The 13,072-nt window shown below is 62.5% G+C and carries 14 protein-coding genes and 1 riboswitch; of the genes, 5 read left to right on the top strand and 9 right to left on the bottom strand.

Annotated elements, in window-relative coordinates; all coding sequences use genetic code 11:
- On the top strand, positions 1-1,398 hold a 1,398-nt coding region (locus tag NKI95_RS30170), incomplete at its 5' end, for a hypothetical protein (protein ID WP_352721418.1).
- A gap of 160 nt (positions 1,399-1,558) precedes the next feature.
- Here the strand turns inward: NKI95_RS30170 and NKI95_RS30165 are convergent.
- On the bottom strand, positions 1,559-2,542 hold the full coding sequence (locus tag NKI95_RS30165; RefSeq protein WP_352721416.1) for an aldo/keto reductase: 984 nt from the start codon (positions 2,540-2,542) through the stop codon (positions 1,559-1,561).
- Positions 2,543-2,552: 10 nt separating this feature from the next.
- Positions 2,553-2,708 (bottom strand): YjiS-like domain-containing protein, encoded by a 156-nt coding sequence (locus tag NKI95_RS30160; protein ID WP_352467081.1) that lies wholly within the window; start codon positions 2,706-2,708, stop codon positions 2,553-2,555.
- A gap of 225 nt (positions 2,709-2,933) precedes the next feature.
- On the opposite strand from NKI95_RS30160, the gene NKI95_RS30155 reads away from it, so the two are divergent.
- Positions 2,934-3,803 (top strand): LysR family transcriptional regulator, encoded by an 870-nt coding sequence (locus NKI95_RS30155; protein ID WP_352721414.1) that lies wholly within the window; start codon positions 2,934-2,936, stop codon positions 3,801-3,803.
- 359 nt (positions 3,804-4,162) lie between these two features.
- On the opposite strand, the gene NKI95_RS30150 is transcribed toward NKI95_RS30155, so the two are convergent.
- From NKI95_RS30150 to NKI95_RS30120, 7 genes are all read right to left on the bottom strand, one after another.
- Entirely contained in the window at positions 4,163-4,978 is an 816-nt protein-coding gene (locus NKI95_RS30150; protein WP_352721412.1) for an MBL fold metallo-hydrolase, read from the bottom strand.
- A gap of 160 nt (positions 4,979-5,138) precedes the next feature.
- On the bottom strand, positions 5,139-5,378 hold the full coding sequence (locus NKI95_RS30145; protein WP_352721410.1) for a YdeI/OmpD-associated family protein: 240 nt from the start codon (positions 5,376-5,378) through the stop codon (positions 5,139-5,141).
- Between the two features lie 46 nt (positions 5,379-5,424).
- The gene (locus tag NKI95_RS30140; RefSeq protein WP_352721408.1) at positions 5,425-6,219 is read right to left on the bottom strand and encodes a helix-turn-helix domain-containing protein; all 795 of its coding nucleotides are present in this window, start codon (positions 6,217-6,219) and stop codon (positions 5,425-5,427) included.
- Between the two features lie 75 nt (positions 6,220-6,294).
- Positions 6,295-6,639 carry a hypothetical protein gene (locus NKI95_RS30135; protein ID WP_352721406.1) on the bottom strand — a complete coding sequence of 115 codons (345 nt, stop codon included), beginning with the start codon at positions 6,637-6,639 and terminating at the stop codon, positions 6,295-6,297.
- Positions 6,640-6,783: 144 nt separating this feature from the next.
- The gene (locus NKI95_RS30130) at positions 6,784-7,554 is read right to left on the bottom strand and encodes a type 1 glutamine amidotransferase domain-containing protein (RefSeq protein WP_352721404.1); all 771 of its coding nucleotides are present in this window, start codon (positions 7,552-7,554) and stop codon (positions 6,784-6,786) included.
- Positions 7,551-9,050: an aldehyde dehydrogenase family protein gene (locus NKI95_RS30125; protein WP_352721402.1), complete on the bottom strand. Its 1,500-nt coding sequence runs from the start codon at positions 9,048-9,050 to the stop codon at positions 7,551-7,553. Before NKI95_RS30125 ends, NKI95_RS30130 begins: the two co-directional genes overlap by 4 nt.
- Positions 9,047-9,688: an NADPH-dependent F420 reductase gene (locus NKI95_RS30120; RefSeq protein WP_352721400.1), complete on the bottom strand. Its 642-nt coding sequence runs from the start codon at positions 9,686-9,688 to the stop codon at positions 9,047-9,049. Before NKI95_RS30120 ends, NKI95_RS30125 begins: the two co-directional genes overlap by 4 nt.
- Positions 9,689-10,063: 375 nt before the next feature.
- Positions 10,064-10,179: riboswitch (guanidine-I (ykkC/yxkD leader) on the top strand.
- Between the two features lie 102 nt (positions 10,180-10,281).
- Here NKI95_RS30120 and NKI95_RS30115 point away from each other — a divergent pair.
- From NKI95_RS30115 to NKI95_RS30105, 3 genes are read left to right on the top strand one after another with little or no spacing between them, the layout of a single operon-like run.
- Positions 10,282-11,346: a putative urea ABC transporter substrate-binding protein gene (locus NKI95_RS30115; RefSeq protein WP_352721398.1), complete on the top strand. Its 1,065-nt coding sequence runs from the start codon at positions 10,282-10,284 to the stop codon at positions 11,344-11,346.
- A 38-nt stretch (positions 11,347-11,384) separates the two neighbouring features.
- Positions 11,385-12,263, top strand: coding sequence for an ABC transporter permease (locus NKI95_RS30110; protein WP_352721430.1), 879 nt, complete (start codon positions 11,385-11,387; stop codon positions 12,261-12,263).
- Positions 12,260-13,069, top strand: coding sequence for an ATP-binding cassette domain-containing protein (locus NKI95_RS30105; RefSeq protein WP_352721396.1), 810 nt, complete (start codon positions 12,260-12,262; stop codon positions 13,067-13,069). Before NKI95_RS30110 ends, NKI95_RS30105 begins: the two co-directional genes overlap by 4 nt.
- The last annotated feature ends 3 nt before the right edge of the window (positions 13,070-13,072 follow it).

The following is a 13,072-nucleotide window of genomic DNA, read 5'->3' as shown; positions in this document are numbered from 1 at the left end:
TATCCGGTGCGCACGGGAACGGACACGGTCGACTACGACATGATCGATCGAGCCGTGGCTGCAGCGGTGAAATCCGGCATCCCGGCTAACAACATCGTTCCGGTCTATCAGGCCTTCGGCGGCGGTAACTGGGAGACTTCCGACGGCGGAAGACAGGTCATGCCCACCCCCGAACAGATGCAAACCATGATCGATCATTGGGCCGCACTGGTGCCGACGCCCGGCTTCGACTACACCTATAAATGGGGAACGCAGAACGGCGACACCGCGCTTGAAAGCTCGTCCGAACTGCAAGCCGTTTTCCGGGAGCACAACCTCGCTACCACCGGAGCCGAACATTCCGACACCACCACCAGCGACGGCAGCGCTACCGCGACACCCCCTTCCGACGCCGCCACCAGCGATAGCACTTCGACTGTGACTGCCCCTTCCCATGACGCCACCGGCGACAGCAGTTCAACTGCGACTGCCCCTTCCCATGACGCCACCGGCGACAGCACTTCGACTGCGACGGCCCCTTCCCACGCCACCAGCGACGCCAGTGCTACCGCGACGCCCCCTTCCGACACCGCCACCAGCGATAGCACTTCGACTGTGACTGCCCCTTCCCACGCCACCAGCGACGCTAGTGCTACCGCGACACCCCCTTCCGACACCGCCACCAGCGATAGCAGTTCGACTGTGACTGCCCCTTCCCATGACGCCACCGGCGACAGCACTTCGACTCCGACCGCTGCTTCCGGCGCTACGACCAGCGATGGCAGTGATAGCAAGACCGCGCTTTCGCACCTCCTCGCTGGCAATAGCAGTTCGACGGACACCGCCGCCTCCGGCGCCACCACCAGCGATGGCAGTGATAGCAAGACCGCGCTTTCGCACCTCCTCGCCGGCGACGGCAGTACGACGGACACCAACCACGATAATGCCGGCGACAAGGTAAGCGAGGACGGCGGCGTTGGCCGCCTGTTGGCTGCGTTGAGCCATTCTCTTTCGGCGGGCTCGGAGCTTCTCCCGACCAACGACCCATCCGACAAGACGGCTACCAGCCTGATCCGCCACGGGTTCGCGCAAACCGTCCAGCCCGATGAAAATGTCGGCGCCCAGGCAAAGAACGGCGCCGCCGCCGAGATCATGTCCGGTCACGGAGGCAACGATGCCTTCGACTTCAGCAAGCTCCAGGACAAGCTCCACCTCGATCAAGCCGCTCTTACCGAGCTTAAGTCGGGTGGGCTTTCTTTGCATGCTTCCCCTGCTGATACGGCCACCGATGATGGTTCCCACCACATCATCTTTGACAGCTCAACCGGGTCGCTCTCTCTCGACAGCGACGCGGTCGACGGCGCAGCTCAAGCGCAGCTCGCCACCCATCTTCCGTGGCAGCACCACTCTTTGATCTAAAAACCGGAGCGGCGGACCTTCGACTCGAGTCGTGTCCGCCGCTCCGTCTTTGTTCAATTGCGCCACGGAAGCTTGACCAAGGAAGATGCGATACCGGCGGACATCCGACAGATCGAAGTTGGCCGCTTATCGCCAATGCCAATTTCGGATTCGCCACACTCTAAGCAGTCTCGGCAATTTTCAGCACGGTGTCGATCTCGGCCATCACCGCTGCCGGCAGCGGCCCTTTTTCCAGCGCGCCGAGATTGTCCTCGACCTGCTCGGGCCGCGTGAAGCCGGGAACCGGCAGGGCGATTGCCGACTTGGCGAGTATCCAGCCGAGCGCGCCCTGCGCAAGCGTGCGACCGCCCGAGGTGAGCAGGTCGCGGATTGCCGAGAGCCTTGACAGATAGTGCGGGTTGGCGGCGCCATCCCTGAAAAACACCATCCATTCGGCATTCCCGCCGCGCACATCGTTGGTGGGCAGCCGCATGGCCGGCGTGTATTTGCCGGTGAGCAGCCCCATTGCCAGCGGCAGCCGGCTGAACGAGACGAGGTTCTCGCGCGCCGCAACGGCCATCAGCTCGTTCGCCGGGGTAAACACATTGAAGTCGTTCTCTACGGCGACGAACCCCTCGCGCGGCGCGTAGGCGGCAAGCCTTTCGCGGTGATCGGTGCTCCAGCCGAAGCCGCCGATCTTGCCCTCCTGGCGCAACAGGCCGAGCGTATCGAACACCTCGCCGGCGCGCTCGATCGGATACTCGTTGATATGTAGCAGCACGACGTCGATACAATCGCGCTGCAGGCGCTGCCGCGAATTGTCGATCGATGTCCGGATCGCCGCGGCAGAGGCATCCTCGGGTGCGATCTTGCGCGTTTCGGGATCGCCGAAATAGCCGACCTTGGTGACGATGACGGCTTCGTCCTTACCCTTCAACGCCCGCCCGAGGATCAGTTCGGCATTGCCGGCGCCATAGGCGGCAGCCGTGTCGAACACCCGCGCCCCGATCTCATAGGCCATCGCCAGCGCGGCTTGCGACCTGACATCGTCGACCTCGCCATAGACTGTCGCCGTGTCACGCCAGCGCGCGGGGCCACCCGCCGCCCAGGTGCCGATGCCGATGCGCGGTACCGAGCGGCCATCCCAAAGCATCATCATCTGCATGCCCGGTTCCTCAACGACGCAAGCTGGCGCGGCGGGCACGCTCGCGGATCTCTTCGCGAGAAATGCCGGCATCCGCCAGTGTGCTGTCCCGGGCCTGCCTCAAGCTCGCAAGCGTCTGGCGATAGGCAATCCAGCGGGCGAAACGGTATCGAAGTTCATCCAACATGATCGTCTCCTTTGGCCCGCAGAATGCCCGCGCGCCTGGGTTGATCGAAAGCGCAAAGCATCTGCGCCAATCGCATGCGCGATCGAAAGGGTTGAGTTCGCTTCTTGGCCAGCCGAGGCGCTTGTCACGCCCCGCCAGGCAGGATTGTCCAACGCCTCCATACTTGCGCGTGGTGCTCGCTTCGCGCTACAGCCACGGTCGCAAGGAGTTTTTCATTTCTGCAAAATGGATATCGGCTGGGACGATCTCAGGTTGTTTCTCGACGTTGCGCGGCTGGGTGGCTTGAGCGCAGCGACGGGAACCACGCGCCTCAGCGCAGCCACCCTTGGACGACGCGTCACCGCGCTCGAAAAGCAGATCGGCGGACCTCTGTTCGTGCGCCAGCAGACCGGCTATCGGCTGACCCCGGTCGGGGAAGAACTGCTGCGGCGCGCCGAAGACGTCGAGGCGGCAATGCAGTCGCTGACCCGCTGGCGCGAGGGAAATCTGCCCGACCGCATTGTCCGCATCTCGGCCGGGCCATGGACCTCGGCCTTCGTTTCCGCCCATATCGGCGAGATCTGGACGGTCGATGACGGCATAAGGGTGGAGCTTGTCACCACCACCGACCGGGTCGACATCGGCCGGCGTGCCGCCGACATCGGTATCCGCAGCAAGCGCCCGACCGAGCAGTGGCTGGCCGGCCGTCAGAGCGGCAAGGTCGCCCACGCCATTTATTCCGGACGCCACCTGATCAACGGCATCGCCGCCGGATTGTTCGTCGGCGTCACCGGCGAAGGCGCAAACATTGCCTCGGCGCGCTGGCTGCAAGCCCATCACGGCGACCGCATCGCCGTACGCGGCAACAACACCCATTCGGTGCGTGAACTGGTGGCCGCCGGCGCCGGCCTTTCGGTCTTTCCGTGCTTCGTCGGTGACGGCGATCCGCGGCTGGTTCGCGTCGCTCAGCCTATCCCCGAACTCGAAACCGACCAATGGATCGTCACCCATCACGAGGAACGTCACTCCCCGCCGGTACGGAAAGTCGCTGACCGGATCGCCGCCTTGATGCGGGCGCACCAGCCGCTGTTTCGCGGCGAGACGCCGATCCGGTAAGCCTCAGGCGTCGATCGGCCGCCAGTGGATCAAGAATACTTTGGTGGGCCGGACGATGTGCCGCTGCCGCTGATTTAATTGATTTTTTTCGTGTGCCAAAATCAGAAACCTTTCCGTATAGTTCCGCGACAATCAACCAGTCGAACATATGGCGCACTTGAGGACGACAAACCCGTGAAGGTGACGTAAGAGCTTTCGGCTGCGGTGCATCGGGGGCTGGTCACATATGCTGAAGTCCTGCGCTGGAGCCAGGCAAAGACGTCTCCGGTCCCATAAGGCCCCATTCCTCCGTGATAGAGCACTTCATGGCCAGGGATCGAGGTTTAGCCAAGGCATGGCGCGACAGGAAAGATGCGGTATCACTCTGAACGCGGCGGCATCGCTCGAGCCGGCTCATAGCCGTATGCCTCGCCCTGACGCACCACGCGACCGATGCCCGGCCAGCCAAGGTGCGCGCCGGCGATCCACGTCCCCGCCTCGGCCGCGTCACTGAAAACCTTTAGGCGGGTTGTGCGCGCGGTCAGCTGATCGTCGTCATAGCCCCAACTGAACGCGGGATTGCCGAACTGCAAGGCCGGCACATGAACGATGTCCCCGAAGAATAGGAAACGGTCCTCGTCCGTGTCGAACGCGTAGCCGGTATGACCGGCAGCATGACCGGGCAGGGCGACCGCCCTCAATCGCTCACCCACCTGGTCGCCATTCTGGCCGGGCTTCAGCAGGGGCCGGAACTGCGCAAGGTGCGCGTAAGCGAAAAAGCCCTCCACAGCCGCCTCGGGAATTACGATCGCCTTCAAGTTTGGAAAGAGCACTCGGCCGTCGGGGGTCAAAAGTCCGTGCACATGATCCTGATGGGCGTGGGTGAGCGCCAAGACCGTGATCGAAGCCGGGTCGATCTTGGCTTCCGCCATGGCCTGCTCAAGACACCCCACTGTCGGGGCCCAACCCCCTCCTCCGCTGTCGATCAGAACGCCGTCAACGCCTGGACCTGCGAGCGCAAAGCAATTGACAGACAGGCGAAGCGCCCCTGCCTGCGCAGCTTGCGGCACCGGATTGTCCTGCGGGTCCCGCAGAAGGTCTGCCGGCATCTCGATGTAACCGTCCGAGAGCGACCAGACGCGCCACCTTCCCGACGTGCTACCGAGCACGTTGTTGGTCTGCGATGTCACGATCATAAGGCCACCTGCCGCAAACGAAAATGGAGGATAGGTTCGATTATCACTATTGGCTCTCTGCATCCTCTGCGCAAAAGCGCGGGGAAACCGATGAAGATTAATCCGGAAAGCACCCGATCTCGATAAGCCACGGATTGGAAAATGATCGTTGACCGATCTGCTAGCTTCGCGGCGATACCAGCTCTTGTTGCATGCCCATGTAGATTCCTCCCTTCGTAAGCTCGTCAATCATCTGATTTATGCGCTTTCGGCGTGTTTCCGGGTGACGGGCGCGCTCGATCCAATGCAAGTAATCATTACGCTGATAGGGAGGCCGTTGCTTGAAAGCAGGCATCAGATTTGCGGCCTCGAGCTCTGCACGCAAACTGTCGGGCATTTTAGCCAACGGACGTTTCAGCAAATCACGTCTCCGCCATTCGAATCCTGATGCTGGAATAGATCACAAGTCAGCCCTCGCGCCTGCGAGACCGCAGCCGGCCTGGCGACAGCCCTTTCAATCGGGTCACGACGCGATTCATATGGGCCTGGTGAGTGAAACCCGCGTGCTGAGCAATCTCGGCCAGCGGCAGATCGCTATTTTCCAAAAGCTCGACCGCGCGATCAACGCGGCGGCGTAAAATGAATTGATGTACCGGCAATTGCGTCGCCTCGCGAAAGGCGGCGGTGAAGGCGCGTCGTGGCATTCCCGCGATTCCGGCAAGATGGTCGATCGACACCCCCTTTTCCAGATCGCCGTCAATCGCAGCGAGAACCCGGTCGAACCGCTGCGAGGTTAGGACCGGAGACTTCTGCTGCCGCTGACGTGCATGCCCGAGACGGAGCAGGTTCGCGAAAACCAGGCCCAGCGTCCATTCGCGGACGATGGGGTTGGCTGGCGGGTCGCCTTCGAGGCGTCGGCACAACTCGGCCACCAGCGAATCGCGTATCGGTCGATCGGTCAGGATTACCAGGTCCTCGGGGGTCCCGCCTGCGGATACCAGGAGCCTTGACGCCAGAGCGGAGTCAACGGTGATCATCGTCAGCTCGCGCGGCTCCTCGATCTTGAACCGCGTGGCACGCTCGGGAAGGCTGAGCAGCAGGTCGCCGGGGCGGGTGAAGACGCGCCGCAGCCCGCGGCCAAGATCGATCTCTGCATAGGATGAACCGCTGCGAATCACACGCAGCTGAACGACTCCGGCCGGCGCATGGCGATAGTCGCCGGCAGGAAAGAACAACCTCTTTGCACTTGCCGCGGTCACCATCGTTGTACCGGGCGTCCGGACGCAAGTTCCTGCAGGACTTCGATGATCGATCGCCGCATCCTCGATCCTTGACGTCTACACTTTGGCCCGTTTGAATGGTCCACCAGGCGCATCGTTTGCCAGCGCAGTCAGTTCACCAATCCGGGGCACAAAGATGTTGTGCAGTGTCTGGATCATAATGGTCATTTCACGCTGAATTTGCAGTTCCTGTGCGGCGGGAAACAATGTGTCCTGCAAGAAGAGTTCCAGGCCTGCCTTGTCGTCCCATATCTCGATGATGCGATAGCCATCGTCGGTGGCATGCGCGATGTGCTGGTAGATGCCGCCAGCGGGCCGTTTCTCCACGCCGATCCGATCGAGGATGCGGCTATAATCTTCGGCCGTCAGGCCGGCAATATCAAGTGTCGTCACTACGGCCATGGTTCATCCTCGCTGCTGATAGTGGTTGTTTGACGTGGAGTTCTTGGACGGACCCCGGATCCTATTGGGCCCACGTCGTTTGGCATCGCCGTCCTGACGGCGAGTTTGACTCTCGAACTTCACCGAAGGAGCGGCCTTTGGTCCTCAGCCACCGAGCGCCTCGATGACAAGACGGGCGGTAGCCGCTCCGGAGAAGTTCTGCTGGCCGGTGATCAAATTGCCGTCGCGCACGACAAAATCGCGCCACAGCCCGGCCTGAACATAGTTCGCGCCGAGCGCACGCATCTCATCCTCGATCCGCCATGGCATCAGGTGCGTACCGTGCGGCAGCGCACCCATCTCCCAGACGGCATTGTCGGCGAAGTCCTCCTCGACGTTGGCGAACCCCGTAACAGTGCGCCCTTTGGCCAGCAGCTCGCCGGTTGAGAGGCGCGCGTAACGCAGCAGCGCGACGCCGTGACACAAGGCGGCCGCGACCTTGCCGGCCGCGAAAAAGTTGACGAACAGCCGCTGCAACTCAGTCGCACCTTGGAAGGTGAACATCGGCGCTTGGCCGCCAGCGACGACGATCGCGTCGAACGCGTCGACCGACAGCTCTGCAATGGGCCGGGTCGTCTCCACCAGCGTCGCCAGTTTCGGCGTCGACAGGAAACCGAGCGAGATCAGATCCGTATCCGAATAGCCGGACGGATCACGCGGGTCGCTCAACGCATCCGCCTCGCATTTGCCGCCCTCAGGCGAGAAGATCGCGACTTCGTATCCGCGCTCCGTGAAGGCGAGCCAGGGATGAGTTAACTCGCTCCACCAAAACCCGACCGGCCAGCCTGTGGTGGTTGACACAGCCGGGTTTGAAAGGACCATTGCGACCCGCTTTGGATGCAGCGGGTCGAGCGGGTTGGAATCGCGCACGCTCATCGCGCCATCTCGACTGGTTCGCCAAGATTCGCCCAAATCGTCTTGTATTGGGTGTAGCTTTCCCATGCCTCGCGGCCCTGCTCGCGGCCATAGCCGCTCATCTTGAAGCCGCCGAACGGCGCATTAGGATGGTATTTGTGCCAGCAGTTCAGCCAGACCGTGCCTGCCTTGATCCGGTCGGCGAGCCGCAAGGCGCGGCCGAGATCGCCGGTCTGGATGCCCGAGGCGAGCCCGTAGCTGGTGTCGTTGGCGATCCGGATCGCGTCCTCCTCGCTGTCGAATGGAATCACCGGCAGGACGGGGCCGAAAATCTCTTCGCGCGATATCCTTAGGTCTTTGGTCGCATCGGCGAAGATGGTCGGCTCGATGAAGAGGCCCTTGCCGTTGACCTGGCGGGTGCCGCCGCCCGCGGTCAGTCGCGCGGTGTGCTTGCCCTCTTCGACATAGCTCAAGACCTTGTCATACTCGCCGCGCGACGCGATCGGCCCGATCATGGTCGCAGGGTCCAGCGGATCGCCGAGCGTCGCCGACTTCGCCATGGCGCTCAGCTTCTCGACAACCTCGTCATAGCAGGCGCGTTCGACCAGCAGGCGCGATCCGGCGACGCAGACCTCGCCCTTGTTCCAGAAGATGCCCCAGAAGGCTGCCTGTATCGCGGCATCGATATCGGCATCGGCAAAAACGATATTGGGACTCTTGCCGCCGAGCTCCATGGTCAGGTGTTTCATCGTCCCGGCACCGTTGCGCATGATGCCCTGGCCGACGGCGGTCGACCCGGTGAAGGCGATCTTGTCGACGCGGGCATCGTTGACCAGCGCGTCGCCGATGGTGCCGCCCGGCCCGGTGAGGAGATTGTAGACGCCTGGCGGCACGCCCGCGTCGAGGATGACTTGCGCCAGGGCGAGGGCCGTCAGGGGCGTGTCGGTCGCAGGCTTGTGAACGACCGTGTTACCCGCCGCGAGTGCCGGCGCGATTTTCGAACAGGACAGCGCGAGGGGAAAATTGAACGGGGTGATCGCAGCGACCACGCCGAGCGGCTCACGCCGGGTCAGGATCCTGATATTTGGTTCGTAGCTGGTACGATAGGCGCCGTCCATCGCGCTCATGGCGAGCCCGCCGTGAAAGCGGAACAGTCCCGAGCAGTGCGGCATGATGATATCGCGGAAATCGCGATAGGGCATACCCATATCCATCGCCTCGCGCACCGCGAAATCCTCGGCCCGCTCGTCCATCAGATCGGCGATGCGAAACAGGATCTTGGCACGCTCCTCATGATGCGTCCGCGCCCAGGGTCCTTGCTCGAAAGCCCGCTGCGCGGCCGCGACGGCATAGCTCGTATCGGTGACGCCCGCCTTCGCAATATTGGTGATCGCCGCCTCCGTGGTCGGATCAAAAGTCGTCGAAGTCTCGCCACTGACGGCATCGCGCCATTGGCCATCGATCAGCAGACGTCCTACTGGAATCGCCTTGCGCCGCGCGGGTAGATAATCAGTCATGAACCGGTTCCGTCCTGTCGAATGAGATTGAAGGAAATTGTCGGCCCCATCCCGTGCCGATAGGCGAGCTGGACCAATAGCAGCATCATCGGCTCGATCAGGCGCGAGGCCGTGAGATCGCCGACATCGACCGGCATTGTCGGTAGATCGGCGAGAAGCCGGCAAACCGCCGCCTTGGCATCTGCGTCATTGCCGGCGACATAGCTCGTCACCGGATCCCCGTTGAGACGCGGATCATCCCTGTCAAGCAATTCGGCAAAGGTCGGAATGCACTTGACGACAAGTGCGCCCCGCGCGCGCCTCTGAACCTCCTCGCCTACAGACGTCGTAGTGCCTAGCAGCATCGTGGAAAGGTCAGGCGCGACTGCATTGGTATTGTCCCAGACGATCTTGCCCGACAAATCGCCAAGCGCGCCCATCACCAACTCGAGAGCCGGCCATGGCGTCGCCAGGGCAATTACGTCGGCCCATCTTGCTACTTCGTCAGGGGCACCGAAGCCAACATGGAGGGTTGCCGCGATTGCGCGCAACTTGCCTTCGTCACGACTGAAGCTGAGGCGAATTTCGTGCCCGGCGAGGCCAAGACGTTTCGCCAAGGCCTTCCCGAGCGAGCCTGGTCCGATGATCGCAACTTTCACAACTGCCTCCCGACACGCGATCGGGCTTGCCTAGCATCATTGCAGTCGCGCTTATTTCACGAATTGCCCTTGCACGATCGGGCGCACTCGTCACATGGGTCGGCGCCAATTGGCATCCGGATCCGCCGCGCGCTCACGCCCTCCCCGAACGTGTCCCTACTGGGCGTGTATGTGGGCCACCATAGAGGATGGTGCCATCAGCGGAGGTCCCCAGGGCACAAGGCTCACATTGGTGACGCTAGATTTTCTTTGCCTAATCTGTCGGCGTTGCGATGACTTTTGTGGCATCAGCACAACGCGATTGCCTGCAAAGCCGGGGAAAGGCCGCCTCAGGACGCCTTTCCAGACTGGCACGCCCCTTGCTTCGCTGTTCACGTGCAGAGCGTCTAGGGTTCCGGCCGTGTCGATCACGGTGCTGGTCCAAGAGACGCGACCGCTTGAGATGCATTGAGGCATCCGGCGGAACACGGCGGGCCAAAATCCCGGGAGAACCCTGCACGGGTTTGCTGGCGCGAACCTCTCCCGGATGCGCGCTCCGTGAACCCCCCAAACAGACGTTCGGACGCAATCCGGATCGCAAACAGGGGTATGCAATGCTTCGCAAACTGGCCGCAATCATTCTAGCCGCTTCACTCAGCCTTCCCTCCCTATCGGCCGCGGAAGCGGCGCCGAAGAAAGACTTCAAGATTTGCTGGTCGATCTATGTCGGCTGGATGCCGTGGGGCTATCTTTCCGACAGCGGCATCATGAAGAAATGGGCCGACAAATACGGCATCAATGTCGAGATCACCCGCATCAACGACTATGTCGAGAGCATCAACCAGTACACCGCCGGCGGCTTTGACGGCTGTTCGATGACCAACATGGATGCGCTTTCGATCCCGGCCGGCGGCGGTGTCGACACGACGGCCTTGATCGTCGGCGATTTCTCCAACGGCAACGACGCGGTCATCCTCAAGAACAAGGCCGCGCTCAAGGATATTGCCGGCCAGAAGGTGAATCTCGTCGAGCTTTCCGTCTCACATTACCTACTTGCGCGCGCGCTGGAGACGGTGGGGTTGGCCGAAAAGGACATTACGGTGGTGAACACCTCTGATGCCGACATGGTCGCTGCCTACGGCACCAGCGATGTCACTTCCGTCGTCACCTGGAATCCGCTGGTCTCGGAAATCGCCGCCATGCCGGGCGCCCACAAGGTATTTGATTCGACTGAGATTCCCGGCGAGATCATAGACATGATGGTCGTCAACACCGCGATGCTGAAGGACAATCCGGCCTTGGGCAAGGCGCTTGTCGGTGCATGGTATGAAGCCATGGCGCTGATGACCTCGGGCACGCCCGAAGGCAAGGCGGCCAAGGAAGAGATGGCCAAGGCGTCGGGTACGGATCTTGCCGGTTTCGACGCTCAGCTTGCATCAACGGCGATGTTCTTCGAGCCGGCCAAGGCGGTCGCATTCACCAACGGCGCCGAACTGCCGAAGACCATGGATCTGGTGCGCAACTTCCTGTTCAGCCACGGCATTCTTGGTACCAACGCGCCAAGCGTCGACGTGATCGGCATGAGCTTCCCCGACAGCTCGACGCTGGGCGATGTCAACAATGTCAAGCTGCGCTTCGATCCGGCCTTTATGGCAGAGGCAGCGGGCGGAACGCTCTGACGCGGGAGCGCGACATGCTAGCCAGAGGAACCGGCATCATGCAGGCCGCGGTGGGTCCCGAAGTCGCGCGCCTGCAACTTAGCAGGCCGAAAGCGCGGCTTCGTCTCATCAACGCGACGGTCTCGCGCGGCGGAGCGTTGCTGCTTGGGACGCTGCCGTTTGCCGCCGTGGCGATTGCCTATCTCTTCGCTTCGGCGCAAAGGCTGGCGGTCAATCCCAGCGACAAGCTGCTGCCTTCCCCTGCACAGATGTGGTCGGCCTTTTCAGACCTGGCGACGGTGCCGGACAAGCGCTCCGGCGACCTGATCCTGTGGGCCGACACCTATGCCAGCCTGATCAGGCTGTTCGCCGGAGTCGGCATGGCCACGCTGGTGGCGCTCAGCCTCGGCGTCGCCATAGGTTTCATCCCGCGCGTCAGGGCCTTTCTGCTGCCCTTGGTCACAGTTGTCTGCGTCATCCCGCCACTGGCGCTGCTGCCGATCCTGTTCATTGCGCTCGGCCTCGGCGAAACGGCCAAGATCACCTTGATCGCTCTCGGCGTCGCACCGGTCATGGTGCGTGACATCGCCAACCGGGTGATGGAATTGCCGCCGGAGCTCGTCGCCAAGGCACAGACGCTCGGCGGCAACAGCTGGACCATGGTGCTCAGGCTGGTGCTGCCACAGGTGATGCCGCGTCTCATCACGTGCGTACGGCTGGCGCTTGGGCCGGCATGGCTGTTCCTGATCGCGGCAGAAGCCATCGCCTCCACCGAGGGGCTCGGCTACCGCATCTTCCTCGTTCGTCGCTATCTGTCGATGGACGTCATACTGCCTTACGTCGCCTGGATCTCGCTGCTTGCGGTGATGACCGACTGGCTGCTCGTGCGGCTCTCTCACATCATCTCGCCCTGGGCTCATCCGGTGCGGACCAGATGAGCCGGATCCTCGTCCATGGGCTGGAGAAGAGCTACGGCGACGCCCGCGTGCTGGAACGGGTCAACGTCTCCGCCGAAGCGGGTGAATTCCTGTCGCTGGTTGGCGCCAGCGGTTGTGGAAAATCGACGTTCCTGCGCATCCTGCTTGGCCAGGAACAGCAAAGTGGCGGCGTGGTCGTCGTCGGCGACCAGCCGATCGTGCCGGAGCCGACGCCGCAGCGCGGCATCGTCTTCCAGCGCTATTCCGTGTTTCCGCATCTGACCGCGTTGCAGAACTTGCTGCTGGTCGAGGACTTCCGTTCGGGGGGACCGTTCGGCCGCGTCTTCGGCGCCAGGCGCAAAAGCGCCAGGCAAGAGGCCGAAACCATGCTGGAACGGGTCGGGCTTGCCCATGCGCGCGACCTCTATCCGGCTTCGCTGTCGGGTGGCATGCAGCAACGGCTGGCGATCGCGCAGACCTTGCTCGGCCGGCCGCAGATCCTGCTTCTCGACGAGCCCTTCGGCGCGCTCGATCCCGGCATTCGCATCGAGATGCATGAGCTGCTTACCGAGCTCTGGACCGAACACGGCATGACCGTGGTCATGGTCACCCACGATATCGGCGAGGCATTCAAGCTCGGCACCCGCGTGCTGGTCTTCGACAAGGTGCGCCACGACCCCCAGTTCCCGTCCGCCTATGGCGCGACGATCACCTACGATCTGAAGCTCGATCGCAAGAACCGGGCTTCCGCACGAGACGTGGCCGAAGTGGCCGCGATGGTCGGGACGACCCGACTGGATAGCGCAATCGCGACGACGGCGTCGTGAAGG

Origin of the sequence: Mesorhizobium sp. M0306 (genome assembly GCF_040321655.1) — a bacterium.
GTDB lineage: Bacteria > Pseudomonadota > Alphaproteobacteria > Rhizobiales > Rhizobiaceae > Mesorhizobium.
The sequence above is the reverse complement of the archived record's forward strand: the minus strand, read 5'-3'. Positions and strand labels throughout refer to the sequence as shown.

What these genes read in the sequence shown, in the direction of transcription:
- NKI95_RS30165 (WP_352721416.1), bottom strand. Translation starts at nt 2,542, where the DNA reads ATGCAGATGATGATGCTTTGGGATGGCCGCTCGGTACCGCGCATCGGC.
- NKI95_RS30160 (WP_352467081.1), bottom strand. Translation starts at nt 2,708, where the DNA reads ATGTTGGATGAACTTCGATACCGTTTCGCCCGCTGGATTGCCTATCGC.
- NKI95_RS30155 (WP_352721414.1), top strand. Translation starts at nt 2,934, where the DNA reads ATGGATATCGGCTGGGACGATCTCAGGTTGTTTCTCGACGTTGCGCGG.
- NKI95_RS30150 (WP_352721412.1), bottom strand. Translation starts at nt 4,978, where the DNA reads ATGATCGTGACATCGCAGACCAACAACGTGCTCGGTAGCACGTCGGGA.
- NKI95_RS30140 (WP_352721408.1), bottom strand. Translation starts at nt 6,219, where the DNA reads ATGGTGACCGCGGCAAGTGCAAAGAGGTTGTTCTTTCCTGCCGGCGAC.
- NKI95_RS30135 (WP_352721406.1), bottom strand. Translation starts at nt 6,639, where the DNA reads ATGGCCGTAGTGACGACACTTGATATTGCCGGCCTGACGGCCGAAGAT.
- NKI95_RS30130 (WP_352721404.1), bottom strand. Translation starts at nt 7,554, where the DNA reads ATGAGCGTGCGCGATTCCAACCCGCTCGACCCGCTGCATCCAAAGCGG.
- NKI95_RS30125 (WP_352721402.1), bottom strand. Translation starts at nt 9,050, where the DNA reads ATGACTGATTATCTACCCGCGCGGCGCAAGGCGATTCCAGTAGGACGT.
- NKI95_RS30115 (WP_352721398.1), top strand. Translation starts at nt 10,282, where the DNA reads ATGCTTCGCAAACTGGCCGCAATCATTCTAGCCGCTTCACTCAGCCTT.
- NKI95_RS30110 (WP_352721430.1), top strand. Translation starts at nt 11,385, where the DNA reads ATGCAGGCCGCGGTGGGTCCCGAAGTCGCGCGCCTGCAACTTAGCAGG.
- NKI95_RS30105 (WP_352721396.1), top strand. Translation starts at nt 12,260, where the DNA reads ATGAGCCGGATCCTCGTCCATGGGCTGGAGAAGAGCTACGGCGACGCC.